Source organism: Hoeflea sp. AS60, assembly GCF_038900115.1.
Taxonomy (GTDB): domain Bacteria; phylum Pseudomonadota; class Alphaproteobacteria; order Rhizobiales; family Rhizobiaceae; genus Hoeflea.
Window position 1 is genome coordinate 2024487 of the sequence record NZ_JBBMQP010000001.1, and the last position, 17477, is coordinate 2041963.

18 protein-coding genes are annotated in these 17477 nt (G+C 52.2%); 5 read left to right on the forward strand and 13 right to left on the reverse strand.

The annotated features are described in order from the left end of the window. Nucleotides 1-256: 256 nt before the first annotated feature. The 4 genes from WNZ14_RS09295 to WNZ14_RS09310 all read right to left on the reverse strand — a co-directional run bounded on the left by WNZ14_RS09295 (nucleotide 257) and on the right by WNZ14_RS09310 (nucleotide 4521). The gene (locus tag WNZ14_RS09295) at nucleotides 257-2122 is read right to left on the reverse strand and encodes an ATP-dependent endonuclease (protein ID WP_342868279.1); all 1866 of its coding nucleotides are present in this window, start codon (nucleotides 2120-2122) and stop codon (nucleotides 257-259) included. 147 nt (nucleotides 2123-2269) lie between these two features. Continuing rightward, on the reverse strand, nucleotides 2270-3793 hold the full coding sequence (locus WNZ14_RS09300) for a recombinase family protein (RefSeq protein WP_342868280.1): 1524 nt from the start codon (nucleotides 3791-3793) through the stop codon (nucleotides 2270-2272). Continuing rightward, nucleotides 3774-3905 carry a hypothetical protein gene (locus WNZ14_RS09305; RefSeq protein ID WP_342868281.1) on the reverse strand — a complete coding sequence of 44 codons (132 nt, stop codon included), beginning with the start codon at nucleotides 3903-3905 and terminating at the stop codon, nucleotides 3774-3776. The genes WNZ14_RS09300 and WNZ14_RS09305 overlap by 20 nt, the downstream gene beginning before the upstream one ends. 73 nt (nucleotides 3906-3978) lie before the next feature. Then, on the reverse strand, nucleotides 3979-4521 hold the full coding sequence (locus tag WNZ14_RS09310) for a site-specific integrase (protein ID WP_342868282.1): 543 nt from the start codon (nucleotides 4519-4521) through the stop codon (nucleotides 3979-3981). A gap of 242 nt (nucleotides 4522-4763) precedes the next feature. Here WNZ14_RS09310 and WNZ14_RS09315 point away from each other — a divergent pair, with 242 nt between their 5' ends. The 4 genes from WNZ14_RS09315 (at nucleotide 4764) to WNZ14_RS09330 (ending at nucleotide 7334) form a co-directional block, all read left to right on the forward strand. Next, the gene (locus tag WNZ14_RS09315) at nucleotides 4764-5459 is read left to right on the forward strand and encodes a hypothetical protein (protein WP_342868283.1); all 696 of its coding nucleotides are present in this window, start codon (nucleotides 4764-4766) and stop codon (nucleotides 5457-5459) included. Between the two features lie 150 nt (nucleotides 5460-5609). Next, nucleotides 5610-5960 carry a hypothetical protein gene (locus WNZ14_RS09320; protein WP_342868284.1) on the forward strand — a complete coding sequence of 117 codons (351 nt, stop codon included), beginning with the start codon at nucleotides 5610-5612 and terminating at the stop codon, nucleotides 5958-5960. 577 nt (nucleotides 5961-6537) lie between these two features. After that, on the forward strand, nucleotides 6538-6885 hold the full coding sequence (locus WNZ14_RS09325) for a helix-turn-helix transcriptional regulator (RefSeq protein ID WP_342868285.1): 348 nt from the start codon (nucleotides 6538-6540) through the stop codon (nucleotides 6883-6885). After that, nucleotides 6882-7334, forward strand: coding sequence for a hypothetical protein (locus WNZ14_RS09330; RefSeq protein WP_342868286.1), 453 nt, complete (start codon nucleotides 6882-6884; stop codon nucleotides 7332-7334). Before WNZ14_RS09325 ends, WNZ14_RS09330 begins: the two co-directional genes overlap by 4 nt. Before the next feature lie 262 nt (nucleotides 7335-7596). Here WNZ14_RS09330 and WNZ14_RS09335 read toward each other — a convergent pair whose 3' ends face one another. The 5 genes from WNZ14_RS09335 to WNZ14_RS09355 all read right to left on the reverse strand — a co-directional run bounded on the left by WNZ14_RS09335 (nucleotide 7597) and on the right by WNZ14_RS09355 (nucleotide 12270). Next, nucleotides 7597-8670: a trypsin-like serine protease gene (locus tag WNZ14_RS09335; protein ID WP_342868287.1), complete on the reverse strand. Its 1074-nt coding sequence runs from the start codon at nucleotides 8668-8670 to the stop codon at nucleotides 7597-7599. After that, on the reverse strand, nucleotides 8667-9740 hold the full coding sequence (locus tag WNZ14_RS09340; RefSeq protein ID WP_342868288.1) for a hypothetical protein: 1074 nt from the start codon (nucleotides 9738-9740) through the stop codon (nucleotides 8667-8669). Before WNZ14_RS09340 ends, WNZ14_RS09335 begins: the two co-directional genes overlap by 4 nt. A gap of 17 nt (nucleotides 9741-9757) precedes the next feature. Continuing rightward, nucleotides 9758-11011, reverse strand: a complete 1254-nt coding sequence (locus tag WNZ14_RS09345; RefSeq protein WP_342868289.1) for a trypsin-like serine protease — start codon at nucleotides 11009-11011, stop codon at nucleotides 9758-9760. Further along, nucleotides 11011-11937: a serine protease gene (locus WNZ14_RS09350; RefSeq protein WP_342868290.1), complete on the reverse strand. Its 927-nt coding sequence runs from the start codon at nucleotides 11935-11937 to the stop codon at nucleotides 11011-11013. Before WNZ14_RS09350 ends, WNZ14_RS09345 begins: the two co-directional genes overlap by 1 nt. Nucleotides 11938-12006: 69 nt before the next feature. Continuing rightward, nucleotides 12007-12270 (reverse strand): hypothetical protein, encoded by a 264-nt coding sequence (locus WNZ14_RS09355; protein WP_342868291.1) that lies wholly within the window; start codon nucleotides 12268-12270, stop codon nucleotides 12007-12009. A gap of 848 nt (nucleotides 12271-13118) precedes the next feature. Here WNZ14_RS09355 and WNZ14_RS09360 point away from each other — a divergent pair. Further along, nucleotides 13119-13547: a MucR family transcriptional regulator gene (locus WNZ14_RS09360; protein ID WP_342868292.1), complete on the forward strand. Its 429-nt coding sequence runs from the start codon at nucleotides 13119-13121 to the stop codon at nucleotides 13545-13547. Between the two features lie 13 nt (nucleotides 13548-13560). Here the strand turns inward: WNZ14_RS09360 and WNZ14_RS09365 are convergent, their stop codons facing one another. The 4 genes from WNZ14_RS09365 to WNZ14_RS09380 form a co-directional block, all read right to left on the reverse strand. After that, a complete protein-coding gene (locus tag WNZ14_RS09365) occupies nucleotides 13561-14397 on the reverse strand; it encodes a replication-relaxation family protein (protein WP_342868293.1) in 837 nt (278 codons plus the stop codon). A 146-nt stretch (nucleotides 14398-14543) separates the two neighbouring features. Continuing rightward, on the reverse strand, nucleotides 14544-14891 hold the full coding sequence (locus WNZ14_RS09370; RefSeq protein ID WP_342868294.1) for a hypothetical protein: 348 nt from the start codon (nucleotides 14889-14891) through the stop codon (nucleotides 14544-14546). Beyond that, the gene (locus WNZ14_RS09375; protein WP_342868295.1) at nucleotides 14891-15238 is read right to left on the reverse strand and encodes a DUF3768 domain-containing protein; all 348 of its coding nucleotides are present in this window, start codon (nucleotides 15236-15238) and stop codon (nucleotides 14891-14893) included. The genes WNZ14_RS09370 and WNZ14_RS09375 overlap by 1 nt, the downstream gene beginning before the upstream one ends. Before the next feature lie 114 nt (nucleotides 15239-15352). Continuing rightward, nucleotides 15353-17476: a type IV secretory system conjugative DNA transfer family protein gene (locus tag WNZ14_RS09380; protein ID WP_342868296.1), complete on the reverse strand. Its 2124-nt coding sequence runs from the start codon at nucleotides 17474-17476 to the stop codon at nucleotides 15353-15355. Between the last annotated feature and the right edge of the window lies 1 nt (nucleotide 17477).

The window sequence follows — 17477 nt, forward strand, 5'->3', positions numbered from 1 at the left end:
CAAAGCTTGTTTGACTGCTTCAGTTGGATCTAATTCAGTTGGGAGTTGATGGTGGGCTACGGGGCAATTCTGCTGGGCGATGGGGGCACCAAATACTGATCTTCCCAACTCTATACCGCTTCGAGGATTGGTACGGTCTGGGGCACCAACCAGGCCGCAAAATCGCGTCTACCAAAAAACCCCTTCAGAGAGGGGTTTTTTGGTGTTTGAAAAGTTCGAGAAAATAGACCCCACTCAGGACATCAAACCCTCGCGATTAAGAATTAGTGATCCGGTCGATCACACCTTCGAGCGTTGGGAATGTTTTTCCTTGTGCCCAAGCTTCGCTCATAACCGTGGCTACGTACATTGGAGACTTTTTGCAGCTTTTCAAATTTCCGGTAGCGTGGCGGCCTGCCTGTTTGATTTTCTCTCCATGTTCACCAAACTCCGCGTCCATCATTCCCTCAATATTATTCAGCCAACCGATTAGATTAGGATGAACGATGTCATCCTCTGGAAACTCGGTCATTTGGGCATGGCCAGCCAGAGATAGGATTGCATTATTATCTCTCAGGTGCTCGCTCTTATGAACGTCATCACAGTCACTGTCACAATCGAAAACGACGTGAAAAGGAATACCAAACTCTTTTGCAATTATTAGCATTATCGCCAATGAGCTTTTGCCTTCGCAAACAACAATTGCTGATCCTGATCTTTGAAAATCTTGATTTTTTCCAGACAACCTGATGTACGCTTCAAGACAGGCTTGATCTGATATCCCTTCAACTAAAATAACTTTTTCAGCAAAAAAGACCTCGTTGTATTTTGGTAGCATCTGTACCGATAGCTTCGCTTTTATTTGACTGTCATTATTGAGCGGTTTGTTGAAGGTTGTGTTGTATGTCTGGAGTACAGTCGCAAAATTTGATGCTGTGATTAGAGCACCATTTCCAGCGTTTCTGAACATCTTGATCCCGTCATAAAACTCAACATCGATAAAATATGGGCTATGTGTGGAAATGAATATTTGGGCATCACCACGCGACATTTCCATCAAGATAGAAGCTAGGTGTCTAGCTTGAGGTGGATGCTGATAGAGTTCAGGTTCCTCACAACCAAGGATTAGTGTAGGGCTCACATCGCTATCAGAGGCAACTAATTCTTGTAAGATAATCATTAGAAACGACCTTTGGAGCCCGTGACCAAAGCTATCTACGTCTCCGGAAAATCCACGGTCTGTTAGGCTAATTCTTGCAGTTGGATCGGCAACCGAAACGGATTTTTCATCTCGTTTCCAACTCAACCCTAAATCTGCGTCTGATGTAACGCTTTCTCTCAATCTAGTGGAAAGTCTCTCCTCAAGCGATTCAAGATATTGTTGCTGTTCGTTGAGAAGGTTGTCGTAGGCACCGAGCGCAGATTCTCGAATTTGATTAAGGCTGTCCTCGTAATCCATCCCAGATTTGACTGTGTGCTGGATCAATTTGCCAAGATAGGAGGTTTTGCCTTCTTCGGACTCGCCCGTGGCGTCCTTAACAGCAGGAACATAGACCCAGTGCACGTGCTTGCGGACGCGATTGGTGCCCTTACTGATCCCAAAAAACTCCTCACCACTTTCAACGAGTTCTTTTTGGTCTTCGCTCAAATTCTCTTCGTAGACTCGGAGAGCAGCTTCACGGCTAGGTCCATTGCTCGCGCTCTCAATTTCCGGGTAAGATTCTCTCAGTGAGTCAAATATGGGCTTGGCCTCTGTAGCTGTCTTTGCCTCAAAAAATGCTTGAAATGGTTTGAACACTAATCGCTGTCCACGCACGACTTTGGAAATAGTGCCATCCTCAGCGCACGAAAGTTGCGCGCTTATAACCAGTTCACCATTACGCACATAGTGGGTAAATGTTTCAGCTGCGCTCTCATCCAGATCGTGGAAGGTAACTTGGATTATGGCTTTTTGGTCGGTTTTGCGTTTGAAAAAATCAGTTTCAGAAAACGTATTTCTATCACCAAAGAAGACATTGAGAGCGTCTAAAACGGTCGATTTGCCGGATCCATTTGGCCCAACAAAACTATTGTATCCAACGCAGTCTATCGAGCATTTTTCTATGGCGCGAAAATTTTCAATGTAGATGGATTTAATTTTCATGACGAATATTTCTTATATGGATCATAATTCGATGATAGCATATCAGTAAATCTGCAGAGATGCGCCTTCACTATTTTGTAGCTATGAAAACTCACATTTTCTACAATGTCATTTGATGCTGCCGGGAGTCCGTTGTGTGAGCACCGCTTACAATTCAAGGCAGTCAAAGAGATTTTGGACGGTCTCAGTTATCTGATCTGACAATTCGGTACCGCTTCGAGGATTGGTACGGTCTGGGGCACCAACCAGGCCGCATAGCAAATTGTGGGTCTGCAGAACCCAATTCCGTGGCTCCAGTTCTAGGTTTTTGCCATTTACAAACCGGTTCGAGAACACTGTTTTGACAAAAGAGCGTTTTTCGTCTGGCTCGGCCAAAGAATGGGTCAAACAAAGGCTTTTCAGCAGTTCGAGGAATTTTTCGGTGTTGCGCTGATTTCGGATCGGTGAGACCTGCTTTCGCTTTCTTTCGGCTATTTGACATTCCTGAAGCAGCAACCGGTTGAGACGTTCCTGATAGGTGGCTTTGTCAATCAACTCATCCAGCAAAGCATCAGTCAGTTTGTCTTTTCGGGAGGCGATCTGGGCCAGTTCCATGCCAGTTGAATCGCGGGTTGCCGTTCTCATCTTGCAACGTACCCATTGACGCATCGCCTTGCCGAGTTCTTCAATCGCTTCACTGGTAAAATGCAATGCTGTCATTTTGCTGAAGAGTTGCTGTTCGATCTCGCTTTCCCGGATTGTCTTGGTGGGGCAGGCTGGGGTCTGACATCGGTAGTAGACATGTCCTTTTTGCCGTTCCGGGATCATTGAGCGGCGACAGTCGGCACATCGAAAAAGCCCGCGATAGGTGAACTTGTGGCGGGTCTTTCGCTTTATATGACGGCCTGACTTTAGATCCTGAGCGGTCTCAAACAGATTGACGCTGATCAATGGCTCATGCGCACCCTTGAAGGTCTCATTGCGGCTGTTGAGATAGATGAGGCCGATGTAAAACGGATTGCGCAGGATTCGTTCGATCCCTGTCTTTGTCACGGCACCGCCGGTGTCAGTGCTCAGCCCGCACTGTTTCATTTTCTCGACCAGCATTCTGATCGAAAACTCTCCAGTGCCATAGAGCTCGAACAGTTTCCGAACGAGTGGGCCGCGCACGGGATCAATGGTCTTGACCTTGCCTCCGCCGTTGTCGAGATAGCCGATCGGGGCTTTGAAGGGATAGAGGCCTTGTTTGAGCCGTCCGTTTATCCCCTTGATGGTTTCTTCGCGCAGATTGCGAATATAGTCGGCTGCGATCACCGCCTGGATGTCAGCGGTAAGCCGTCCACCGCGTGAGCGAAAATCGAGGCTTTCTGCCGCGAAGTGAACATCGATGCCGGAATCCGACAGCTCTCCAATTTTGGCCCAGTCTGCGATGTTGCGGGCCGAGCGGTCGATCTTATGGATGATGACACCGCCGGCAAGGCCTTTGTGAAGTTGCTTGAGCATAGTCGAAAACACCGGGCGCCCGGACTTGGCGGCCGTTTCCTTCTCTTCAAACCATTGGGTGATCGTCAGCCCGCTTCGATCGGCAAAGCCCTGTATGGCTTCTTTTTGGGCCTCCAGGGACACTCCTTCACCCTGTTTGATCGTCGAGACTCGAATGTAGGCGAAACACTCATTGTGAGCCGTTTTCATTGGTGGTGTTGTTAGTTGGTAATTCTTCGGTCCAAGGCCATGTGCCGTCGCGTTCCATGCGTTCGTATATCCGCTGGCACAGGCGCAGATATTCTTCCAAATGTTTATCCATCCCGAGATCCTATCACCCGGGGCTGGGACCGGTAGCGGTCGCCGATTGCTGATCTCAGAATGCCGGGATCCGGTTAGCGCCACATCCGGTTTGCCATCTCGCGCTCTTCGTCGCCGACGATCTGCCAGTAGATGGCAGTGGTTTTCATGTCGGTGTGACCCATCCATTTCTGGGCCAGGGTGATGGGTATGTTGTTGAGCGCAGCTGAAGTGCCGAATGAATGGCGCAGCCCCTTGGCCGTCGCCTGTTCACCGTGGATTTCAGCCATATCCATAATAGCTTTGATCCACCGCCATGCCGAAGACCGGTTAACGGTCCAGAACCTGTGTCCGCGGTTCAGGGCTCGCAGCTGTTCGACAAAATGGGGTGGAACCGGAACCTCGCGAATATGGATCTTGTTGCGCTTCTTCAGGCTTCGGATGGCGATGATCCCATCATTCCAGTGAACGTTTTCAGAACGCAGAGCAATGGCTTCGGAAATCCGGCATCCGGTGTAAAGCAGACACAGGGCGAACAATCTCTTTTCGAGCGGAACGGTCTGAAGGGCTTGAGAAAACCGCTCGCGCTCGCTTGCGGTCAGATAGAGGCGTTTGCCGTCCGTGGAATACAGACGCATGGCAGATTGCTGGTTACTCATGGAATGGATTGTCGAGCCTTTTTCTCAGTCCCGGCGCAACAGAATTGTCCATAGTGTTGCGTGGGAATAAGACGGCGAAACCATAAGGGGTTCCGCTGGCTGACAATCGAATCCTACCATCTGAAATGGCGAATGCAAGGCGCAAGAACCCTTGCTCATCAAGGGCGCGAAACAGAATGGACAATAGTGTTGCATCCGACCATCCCCGTCGAACCAATTCAATGACCGGTTCGCACAATCGAGTGGAGCTTCCCGTGACTCTCAATCACCGTATTAAGACACTTGGCCTGTGCCTCGCTTCCGTATTTATCGGCACAACCAATCTCAGCGCTGAACCTATCTCCACGCAGGAGGAGTTCAAAGCCATCATCCAAAAAGACTTTCTGGATAAAGGATTTAAATCCTACGTCTACATCCGCACGCCACTAACAACTGACTTCCTGCCGACTGGCTGGAAATGCACCCCAGACCTACTTCATCGGGTAGCCGGACTGTACCAGGCACTTTACAATATTGGAGCCATCAGGGTTGATGGACCATTGGAGCAGACCGAGGTTGGCTTCTTGAAATCGTACTGCGAGTTCACGGTGACTCATATCGATAGAGGAAAGATCGGCGGTGACCTTGTTGAAATCTCTGACACACTGCTCGCCATCAAGCTGGTCAATCAAGAGTTGCTGGGTTTCAATAGCTTTGAGAGAGGCCGCCGAACGGACGAGCATACCTGCGGGATGTTTGCGAATGTGTTGATTGAGAACACCGAATTGACGGAGTTTGCGAAGAAGTACAAGTCGGAGATCAAGAAATCCTGGCCCTACGAGAAAATTTATCAGGACACCGTTGAAGGCCAGTTCTGCGGCACGCCGCTCGAAAACGGCAATATGAAATGGCTCGAGGTCAATCGGCTTCGCCGCTAGGTTATCAGGGTGGTTGACCACCGGCTGACTGGCCATTGCTGTCAGAAGGTATGTGCCGCATTGGGGCTGGTGTCGGTCACAGCGCGAGGAGGGCAGCGGAATATCCGACGTTAGCGTGCCTTGGGGCAGCAATGAAAGGATGGAAATCGAATGAGCGAAACCTTCGGAAGAACCGCCGCAATGGCCATGGCGGTTGTGTCGCTTTCCACTGTGAACGCGTCCGCTGAGGAGTTCAATGCAGTCTGCGCGGTGTTCAACGGCGATCGCCTCATTGAACAAAACCGGTGCGATCGAGAGACCATTGCCAGTCGGAGTGAAGGTGCGGATTACAACGTCAATGTGTACCGCTGGGCAACTGGCGGCAAAACCGTAACTTCGAATGTCGAGGAGTTCTTCACCATTAACGGCAAGGACGGAGAGATGGTTTTCACCAAGGATGGTTATGATTTGTGCGTGAAGAACCTTTCCTCCGGCAACACATTTTGCAGCGCCTGGAATTGAACCCGGCCCTGTCAATGGTGCCGCAGGCACTCGCGAAGCCATTGACAGCTCACGCATTTGAACACTGATTGCGGCCTGTCAGGCGCACCTCGCCTTACAGGCCATCCCAACCTGTTTTCCATCAAGAGATTTTGCACAAGAACTGCCAGCTTGTTCCCGCATCAGCGATCGTTACCCGCATGGGCCGAAACCGCTAATGCGGGTTCGGTCGAGCCGTGGCGAGATAGAGCGCGTCCGATGCCCGTGCAATGCGGTTTCACAAACGCAGCAATCGCAAAGGTCTAGGAAGGGTATTTCGGGGTGATAGGATACTGTTTCAGGGGGAGTAGGGGACAAGGATTTCGATTGCCTGTAGCATCGACGGATTGGCTTGCCAATCCGCTGAGAAAATTTCCGTCGATGCTCTATGAGCAATTGGAACATGCATGGAGAGCGCCGAGTTTCAGTTTTCCGCAAGTGAGTGCCTCTGCTGAAATTATCGATCCGATATATACTGGTTTTGCCTGTACGTGTTCGCTTGAGGCGGTCGCGTGCGGGCACATTATCAGACGCGAATACGCGACTATCATAGATGTATATGCGGAAAGAAATCAGGGTCGATCTCAAGGTCGGCCGAAAACAAAGCGGCCTTTCCAATGAGGATGTTGCGCATCTCCTGGGCGTCAACAAATCGCGCATTTCCAAACTGGAAAACGGGCACGCCACCCCCAGACCCGAGGAAATATGTGCGCTGTGCCTGATCTACGGGCGCGCTGTCGATTCTCTGTTTATCCTGACCACGCACTGCCTGATTGGAGAGCTAAGACGGCGTCTAACGACCATGCCAGAAGAACCGACGGCGTGGGAGCGTAAGCATAATGCAAGGCTCGATACGCTCAATGGGCTGCAATGCCGGCTCGGTGAGTTAAGCAGCAGAAGCGGATGATCTCCAAGCCGTTCGCAGCGCTCTCGATCGCTGTGGGAACGGGCAAGATCGGCTATGTGTTCATGGTCGATGGTGATCTGATGGATTGGGGGCTGTCTCTCGCCGCGGCGAAGAGCCAGGATAAAGCCGCCACCAAGGTGGCCGAGTGGATCAAGTTCTATATGCCGTCAGTCATCGTCACGGAGCGGCTAACCCTGCACATTCGAAAGTCCGGGCAGACGCTTCGCAATATTGAGGCGATCGAAAAGCTGGTGCAAGATTCTGGCATCCATCATGTCGATGTCGAGCGGGTGCAGTTTTATGCGAACAAGTACGAGGAAATCCAGGCTCTGACAAAACGCTATCCTCAGATAACGAACTGGGCGCCCAGGAAACGACGATTGTGGGAGTCAGAGCATCCAAACACGGTGCTGTTTGAAGCTCTGAGTCTGGTGGAGGAGGTCAAATAGTAAAAGGGCGGCGAAGAGCCGCCTTTCTATTTCCCAACTCGGGCATAAGCACTTTCGGCCAAGGCTTTGTGAAAACTCGAGCGTGACGACCGGGATTTCGCGATTAAGCGGGACCGGGAGAATTTTGCGCTTGTCGTAGGCTGGGAGGCGGCAGAGACGGTCTTGGTAATTGAGTGGCCGTGTTCTGGGGCAGAAGGCGTATTAAGCAGCTCTCTTAAGCTATTATCGCCAGACATGACTCCAGGAGAAATATTCTTTACTATTATTTCAGAAGCGCCTCTATTTGCGAAATATTCTCTGATGACAGTAAGGAAAAGACGACGGCGTCGCCGCACCGAAGATTGCTTCGCGCCATTCTAGAGACGACAGCAACCAGCACAAAGCTCGGGCCCGAGTCTTTTTCGCTTTTTACGAACATCGCGCCGCCGCTGTCACCTGAGCAGGGGCCGACCCCGCCGGTGCGAGTGTCGCGACTGACAATCTCTCGTCCTTCGACACAATCGTACCTGTTTCCGTCGCAGGTCACATCCACAATAGGCGACACAAGATAATTCTTTACGCCGATCCTGAATGAACGTGATCTTGGATTAGTGCTGCGTCGTCCGTACCCTGCGATGACGGCTGTGGTGCCTTGTTCAATGTTTGCGATGTCTGCCGCGTTTGGGAGGGCTGCGGGAGATTTGAGATACAGTTCTCCAACATCTTGATTCAATTCAACAACTGCCAGATCTGACCCGCCTATGGTGCGCCGTAAGCTGACGTAGTTGGAGCAGTCCATGTCTTGTGCGCCTTCAACCAGTCGAAAGCTTGTTCCGAAGGCCCTGGTGAAGCCGCCGCTGGTATCGTCACCGAACGCAATTGTCACAGGCTGCGAGGATCCGCAAAAGCAATGGGCTGCAGTAAGAAAATGTCTTCGGCTAATCGCGGTCGCTGAACATACGGGCCGGTTGTTCCTAAGAAGAAGGGCGGCGACCTGTGTGAGCTGCCCGGGCCGGACACGATTTCCACCTATGCTGCGGATCCGTACCGATGAATCTTGAGCGTCAGCATCGCCGCTATCCAAAGTTATTGTCTGGATTGGCTTGACGGTCGCCACCCAGTTCTGAAAGACCGGATCACCGTCGATATAAAGCGGGGTGTCTGTGTCGAGCGTCGCTTTGTCTGCCACCATCCTCTGTCCGGACTTTTCAGAGCCATCCCGCATCTTTTCCTGCCGTAAAAGCATTGTCTCCTTGGCAGAGGGGCCCTCGCCCTCGGCAAATTTGTCTTGAGTGATCGCCGGCGAAACACTAGAGAGGAAAAGCGCTATTAGCGCGGATAAGAAGAGCCCTTTCATCCGCCTAATCCAGACGGTAAACTGTCGCCTGTCGAAGGTGTCTCCTCCTTACACTCCTCGGGATTTCGAGTGCAGTGGAGTTTCTCAAATGCTTCGATTTCGGCAATTGTCGCCTCCGCCGCCGCTTTCCGGGCGTTTGCGCGGGCAGCTTCCGCATTCGCAAAGGCTGACTCAGCATTTATGGCACTCGCTCGATCTCCTGTCCCGCTTGCAATTCCCTCGAACACGGCCGCGACAACTGCACCGGGAACCTTGACGATGTCCAACGCCTCGCTTGTCCCGTTAAAAACGACGGTCTCGGGGACGCCATCTGAGAACGTGATATTGTCTACCACCTCACCAAAGGCTGATCCCCGAACCGGGAACGATACCAAGTTGGGTGAGTTAAATGTCTCAATTGTTCGAAATGTAAGCATGTTCATGGGAAAAGCGTAGGATCCCTTTTGGCAATCGCCTTTGCAGAACCCCAACTTCAATACCGCAGGTGTCCGGTAATAGATCACTGCATCCGCTGCGGCCGGCGGTTGGGCGGAAACATCGGTGCAGCCTTCTAAGCAAATGATACCGAATCCGGTTCTACGACGGAACTCCGAAGCTGCTGCGGCGAATTCCACGCGATCCCCAACTCGGAAGCTTGCAATAGTCTGATCCGCTACCGTGTCGGCATTGTCGGAAAGAAATCCTGCTCCGCGAAGTCGACCGATACTCCGCGCAGCCTCTACAATAACTTCGTCCAGCTTTCCGTCAACAGTGCTATTTATAGATTTCAGCAAGCTTGATTGACTGTCTACATTGATAGTCAGTGTTTCTTTGGAGACCGGGTTTGACTGGATCCGAACCGCAACTTGCGCATTCCGATCCGCCACAGTGCGCGAAGCCAAGCTGATATTCCGATAGTTCACCCCGCCGGTCACATCAGACAAATTAATGTCCACAATGGAATCCTGGAGCGCATATACTATAGATCCTTTGCCAATCGCGCCTTGTGACACACTTTTGGAATAAACATAGCTACAGCCCGAAAGGCCGAAGCTAGTGCAAACGATAAGTGAGATTTTCCAAATTGACATTATCCCCCCCCACACAGCTAGTTTATGTTTTCGGCTAGCCACTGCTGAACCTTGTCATTGAAGAGGTTGACGTATACGCCGCCTCTACCACAGCGTAGGCTGCCACCCACGATACCCCTGGCGATCACGCCCACAAGAATAAAGTGGGAGGGATTTAGCGGATTGCTGATGATGAACGGCCCACCACTGTCGCCATTGCAAGTATCAGTTTGGAGAGAAATTGGAACATCCAATACTGTCGATACGAATTCTATGCCCGGTTGGCACCCAAAACTAGAGCTATTCTTGTCTGTGCAGGGCTCCACCGTATTCTGAATGACCACGTTGTTCACTCCGCCACGGTCGCTGATATCAGTATCCCCGAACCCCGCAGAAAGAAAAAATGTACGTGGATCTGCGAACAAATCTTCCACTTCGGCTCTCTCAATACTGGTGTTCAGTTCGATTCTTCGAAAGCCTGACGCAATCAAAAACGGCCGACGCACTTTAAGAATAGCGAGATCGACGAGTTTGTTCGACAAGATGTCTCCGCCAGAACGATAGGTTGCACAAAAACTGTCACCGTCATCGTTGTCGTCGTAATATTTGGCGCCGCTGGTGAGTACACGCTTCTGCGTCGGAGAATCGCGACTAATAGAATCAATATTTCGGCCGAGAAACGCCATCTCAAGTGTTGGTTCGCATGCACAATGGGCCGCAGTCAGTAAAGTGTTGTCATTAACTAAGAAGGCAGAACATAGCAGCCTGCCGCTCCCGTCAAGCAATGCGACAGTCTCCCCATAATGGTGTTGGACGAAAACGGCCTTGTCGTAGGGCTGGAAATATCCGTATCGATTCACCCGCCCCACCTGACCGGGAAAGGAGAGCGTCTGGGGAAAACTCGGCACAGCCTGCTCCGGGAACATGTCACAGGCTGGAGGACGACTTTCGGCGTGTTCAAACCTGTCGCATGTCCACGCCTCATTTGGGGCTTTAAGCAAATCCGACACCGCTGTACTGAAGTCCATGTCGCTTATCAGGGCGCTAAAGGTCTTAGATCTTTGCGATTTTTCTAGCGCAGACGCGCCCAGGCCGAACCTTTTGATCGCCCTTCTGATTTCGTAGAGGAACACGCTAGTTGTGTAGAAGGGGTCCTGCTCTGCCGTTTCGGGTATTTGGTTTAGGAGTTTTAAAAACAGTTTCTCGTTATTATCTGCTCTTGCGGTCGTTCCAAATAAAGAAACACAATAGAGCAAGCCTAATATAAAAATATTGAGTCTTAAGAGAAGCATCACAAATGTCCCTCTATATAATTTGTTATCCAGGGAATGTAGGGAAATACCGCGGTGTAGAGTCCGTAAGCTTCAGTCGAACCACATCCTATTCCCCAAGTTACCGAACCCACGAATATCGGATTGCTAGTCCATGAAAAGCGGCTCGGATTTTTTGGTGGACGGTAGAAAATCGCGCCACCGCTGTCTCCTTGGCAGGAGTCTTGGCTACCTGCTAAAAAGCCCGCACAGAATGTACCCATTGGGACTGTGTGGCCGAAACGCTCGAAGATCTCTTCGCAATTGGCTTTGTCTGCCCTGGGTATCGTTACTTCGAGGAGGTCATTGGATACAGCGCCTCCCTCGGCGATCCGCCCCCACCCCGCAACGACATAGGGCACATTCGGGCGATTGAGCCAGACGCTTTCCTGCATGAGAGGAAGCCGGATACTCGCACGTTGACGGGGTAGGAATGGTCTTGTTGGCCTTGAAAGGCGGACGATTGCGATGTCATTCACAATCAGGAAGTCGTCGTATTCCGGGTGTATCTCAAAGTTCTGGATCGACTGGTATTCACCTGCATCGGAATCGATTTTGTGAGCCCCGGAGAAGACACGCAGGTCATCGGATCTTATGAAATTCCCGGAACTATCCACCAAACAATGGGCAGCGGTAATCATCCATTCCGGCATGCTGTCATCTGAGTTCCAGCCGATTATTGCGGTCTGAGCCCGGTTCAAAATCGGGGAAATCAGGGTTCCGCCGCATCTATGGCTGTTTTTATATTGAAGCGAGACTGACCAAGGGGCATCGCCTGCATCCACCAGGTGACCGTCGACTATTCTGTCTGACGAACGGGCGTACTCTCCAATGTTCTGAGACAGGGCTGGTTGAGTTAGCAAAATTAGTATCATCCAAAACCTGAATGCCAAATTTATGCGTTTCATTTATGGCCCCCTCCAAATCTAAATCAATCAAGCAAAAGTATCCGTAAGTGTTTGCCGGAAGAAAACTATTTATTCGTCTTCGATTTTGATTATAGGCCCACATTGGTTCTTGTTCATAATTGGGCTTGCCGTGCCGCAGTCCTGCGGTATCGTCGGTATTGGCAACCCCGGGCCATCAATTGGAAGAACAGGCCCGCATTGCCCTTCTTCTCCGCAATCAGAAACATCACCAAATTTAGCAAGATACTCAGAGTAAGTACCATCATTTCCAAAGAAAATAATATTTCCACTTGGAGCATATCTGTAACCCTGATGTGCCATGAACATTTCCATTTTCATATCATGAGTGATAGCGGGCGCGTCTTGCGAATGCGCTGCAGAAAATCCCAAGCTCCCCAAGGAAAAAAGCAAGGCCAGTGTTCGTCTGAAATGCATAAGACACATCATCACTTTGCCCTTTCGAAAAATGAGTTGTCATCTCTCGATTACTACCATTGGTATAATATTCATAAACTGTTAAACTCGTCAACACATGCGAATATTCCGCCAGCTTTCACATTGATCGGCAGGCCTAGTGCATGGTCCATTGTTATCGGTGTGATGTTTCAACTGAATTGAGCGATGTAACATCTGCGCGCGGATCCTAGGTCCATTCGAATGAAGCTAGAAAGCCCACACAGGGCCCACAAGGAGTACACTTTGGTCAAACATGGCGCCGTAGACCCGGAATATGATCCCGGCAAGCCTGCTACTTGAGTGCTTTTGCTGTGAACGCGACGAACTGCGCTGCGAAATGCAACCCGCGACAACCGAAACTTTCTTCTTTAGGGCCAAAGTACGACGCATCTCCAATAGCGAACCTCTGAGGGAAAGTGGTCGGCTTCTTATGAACCGACATTACGACTTCGCGCGGGCAGCAAATGCCCGCTTTCCGCCCAAATTTTCAATTGAGACCCAAGTGTTTCCGGCCCAAAGCCACTTTCTTTCAGTGTTTGGATCAACGACCAGTTTCTGGATCATATCGAAAGCGTCTGGTAAGCTCGCTCGATGAAATATAGAAACTGTTTAAGCCTGATATTCACTTGAGCCGTCGCAATTTGCTCGTCATTCTAAGCGGTGCTCGTGACAACATTGACCCAAAAGCCAAATGACTGATTAATTGGAAATGGTAGGACCGGACTATGACAGAAGTAACCAATGACAACGGCGCGGACCTTCTCATCGAATTGACCGCCGAGATTGTCGCAGCCTATGTGAGCAACAATTCTGTCGCAGCAAATGATTTGCCCAATGTGATTTCCCAGGTGCATGCAGCGCTCGGCGGCACAACAATGGTCGTCGACGAGGTCGTGGAAAAGCAAAAGCCTGCAGTTACGGTGCGGCGTTCTATCCAGAACGACCATTTGGTCTGTCTTGAAGACGGCCAGAAGTACAAGTCACTCAAGCGCCATCTGATGACCCATCACGGACTGACGCCTGAGCAGTATCGTGAAAAGTGGGAACTGCCCGCCGACTACCCGATGGTTGCACCGGCCTATGCCGAAGCGCGCTCGAAGCTCGCTAAGGAAATGGGCTTGGGCCAGAAGCGCAAGCGCGGCGCAAGCCGGTAGTCGGTGAGTTGGGTCATCGCCCCCTGGAAGAGACCAGATGCAATTTCAGGTTTGGGATCCCCCAGTGCGACCGATAGGTTCGTGCTTCGATCAGGGCATCATAGGCGGCACGCTTCAATGCGGTACTGGACGCGTCTGACCGTGACCGCCAGGCAGGTGAGGTCCGTTCGCATTCAAGCGCCCAGAACCGGTATCGCTTTTCACCGTCTTTATCATATTCGATGCCGTAGAGCGCATCGGGGATCAGCATGGTCTGACGGCGCTTGCGAATGACGCCATGCTTGGGATTGGGTTCAAGCGTGACGGGAACCGCCAACGGATTGGGCGTTTGGCGGATGTGTTGCGGGGTTCGGGCAAGGATTTCATCGACGGGAACAAAACGCTGTCCCGGTGTTTCCTGAGTAATCTTTTCAATGGCAAGCAGGGTCTCGATGATCATCATGGTGTGAAGGAATTGCGGGCTGTATGAGCGGGAAGACCTCTGCGAGAAGGTGACGGCACGATGCGGCAGCGCACCATTTGAGGCGAGGCATTCAATTCCCGAAGCGGTGATCTCGTAGAGCATTGGTGACGACCGTGCATCAAACTGAGGCGGCCGAATGGACGGACGGTTAATCAGCCCGGTTTCATGGAAAAGGTCACCCAGCCGTTCTGTGAAGCGTTTTGGCGAAACCGGCTGTAGTAGCGCTTGCAGATGTGTCTGGCGCAGATACCGATAGCGATAAAGCCACTGCAGAATTTCCAGATCGCGTTGACCCAGTATCAGTCGCTTTTCCGTGCGTTGGCGAACAAAGCGCGAGCGCCGTCCAAGCGCATCGCGTGATCTACCCGCTTCTGTTTTTGCTGCCATCATGTGCGCAGGCAAGCAGGTACAATGCTGATTGTCACCGTTCGCTATCATCGACTATGGCGCGCAATGGACCGGTATCATGTGCAATACGCAACGATCACTTTTTCAGGCGACAGGAAAAAACACCGCCGAGGGGCGGCGGTGTTTCAATACAGGCGCATTTGCGCGTCATCCGGATCGGCAATTGCGTAGATTTGCCGTGCCATGGCGATTGTCCGCTTGCCGGCGAACAGCGGCTTGTCGCGAACCGAGTTTACTGTTTTCCAACTGCCCCAGATTCTGAGGCCGGTGCCGGCAAAGGCAATGGACGGTTGATCCGGCCCACCCGATCCGCCGAAGATGCCGAGCACGGATTCGAGCGCGGTTTTGAGGTCAGCATCCGACATGCCGTTTTCGATCTCCTCTTTGAATCTGAGAGGAAAGCCGGATGTCGCCTTGCGAAAGATCATCTCTTTGTCGGCCTCGCTCAGAGGCCGGGTGACGGGATCGGCCATCAATATTCCTCTGCCAGCATGATGGTGAGAATACGGATGGTCTGCGCGATATCGGCCGGGTCTTCGGAACCGTGCTGCATGTCCGGTGCGTAGTAATCGAGTTTCCAGAAGAGCTTTTCTCCCAGAAACTCGAATGCCCCGAAATCATGCTCGCCATGCGGATCATTGTCCGCATTGAACGTGTCGAACTGGCGAACCGCGGCGAGGACGCGGTTGGTGTCCTCGTCTTCAGGGCCGGCAACAAGGGCTTGTACGCCCCGCGTGACCATGACTTGACCGGGGATGGTCGTATCGCCCCTGCGGAACCGGTCATTGAGGTCGCGGATAGTGTGTGATGAGCGTGCCATCTTCTTTTCCTTTCCCTTTGGCACATCCGACCATTCGGATGCGCGGTAGGGGAAAGGAACGCTGGTCCTCGTCTCAGTATATCATGGAATGCGATCGGCGCTGCTTGATGCCACTCACCATTTCATCGGTTCGCCGGTATCTTCATTATCGTCCGTCTTCGTGGGGGACGGGTCTTCGCCGTTTGGGGAGGGGGCGGTGGTAGGGAAGAGCTCAGAATAATGGACTGCGTATGTCTGGCGCATGATGTCCCGTACTGCCGCACGTTCATCATCATTCATGCGGTCGCGCACCTCCATGCGGCCCGGCGTGATTGCGACGGGTACCGCCCGCTCATGCTGGCCCTTGATCATGGCCGCGAAAGAAAGCCTGGGTTGGCCTTCGATGAAGCTCGCCTCGGTTCGCAATTCGCCAGCCAAGGCACGCGCATCCTTGGCCGATACGCCACCAGCGAATTTGATCGCGGTATTGGCTGCGATCGCCTCATGCAGCTTCGGATCAAGCTGGCCCAGATACTGGTGCGCCAGGGTCATGCCGACCTTGTATTTGCGCGCCTGGCTGAGGATGATGCCGATATTGCGGTCGAAATAATCGTTGGCCTCGTCGATATAAACGAAGGTCGGCAGCCGGTCGCCGGGTGCCAGCACGGCGCGTTCCTGGGCGGCCTGGGTGATCATCGCGATGAAGAACCGGCCGAAAATCTCTGTGCCGCTTTCCTTGAGCAGATCCTTGGCCGTGTTGATCAGGATCACCTTGCCGGCATTCATCTCGGCGAACAGGTCAAGCTTGCTCTTGGGATGCGAAAACATCCGCTCAAACGTCTGGTTCTCCAGAATGCCGTAAAGGCGGCGCAGGACCTGGCGCTTGGTGGCGGCGAATTCCTTGCCGTTGAACTCATGCTCGAAAAAGGCTTTCGCAGAGCCTTGTAGTTTGTCGATGTGCTGACGGTAGTTATCATAACCGCCATCTTCGAGCAGTTCGCGCAGGGTGTGGATGGTGGCGCCGGGAATGTGCAGCAGCAGACGGGTGATGTATCGGAAAATGACATTCTGCTTTTGCGTCATCCCGGCATCGAGCAGTGTCCCGAGAACGAAGTCATAAAGTTCGAGAATGGAGTTGGTCAGCCGCTCGCGGTCGAGCGGCGAATATTGTTCCAGCCGGTCGAGGCCTGCGTCGAACAGGTTGAGCGCCACCGGCCATTCGATGTCTGTCGGGTCAATCAGCACCAGGCGGCCGTCCAGTGCAGCGCCCGGCGCGAAGATATCGAGCCCGGCGATTGTGTTGATCAGGTCACTCTGACTGTCGATGACAATGATCGAAGCTTCACTACGGGCCACAGTGTCAAGGTCGTGCAGGATCAGATGCTGAAGGGTCTGGGTTTTGCCGTGCCCGGAACCGGCGACAATATGGGTGTGTTCAAACCGCGTTTCTTGCGGCAGCGTGATGTCGAGGCGGTAATCGAGAAGATCAAGCAGTGGTGTGCCGTCGAGGTAGACGCCTGCTATTTTCTCGTCCGGGATTGCCGATTGCCGTGTCGGTAATTTGGGAGACCGCACACTGTCTGCATCACCGGGCGCACCGCCTGAGGCGATATGCAGATTGTACTCTAGACGTTCTCGAAGTCTTGGCGTCAATCGAAGGGATTCGAGATCGGGCGCAAACGGGATGTGCATCATATGCTCGACCAGCGCCGGCGCGTCGCTGATCAACAGACGCAGATCGGATGAGAAGGAAATGTCCACATTATTCGGACCTGTGTCGTGCAGCAGATGGGGCAGCTGTTCGACGATGGGCGTGACCAAAACAGTCAGCATGCGGACGGCAAGCTCACCGACCGGTTGCAGATTGTCGATGATGGTTTCGACCCGCTTGAGGTGATCCTCGAGCTCCCACAATTCGGAGCGAGTGAGTTCACTGAGAGATCCGAGAGCGGGCAGGGCGAACCATCCTTCATAGCTGATGAGATCGGCCATGAATTCGGTGATGTGTCGCGTGAACCGATGGTCAGGTTCGTCGACCCCGAAATTCATCATCGCTGTTCTGGAGACATGGAACGCGAATTCGATCCGGCCGGTATCGGTCGTGAGGCTCTTGGCTATCAGCCTGGCTTCGATTGATGCCGCCAGATCCATCGCTGCTTTCAGGTCTCGATTGAGACCGATACCGGCGAACCCGGTGCGGATTTTCTGAGACAATCGGCCGGGGAGGTTCCAGCCCTCATAGATGGGCCGAAAACTCATC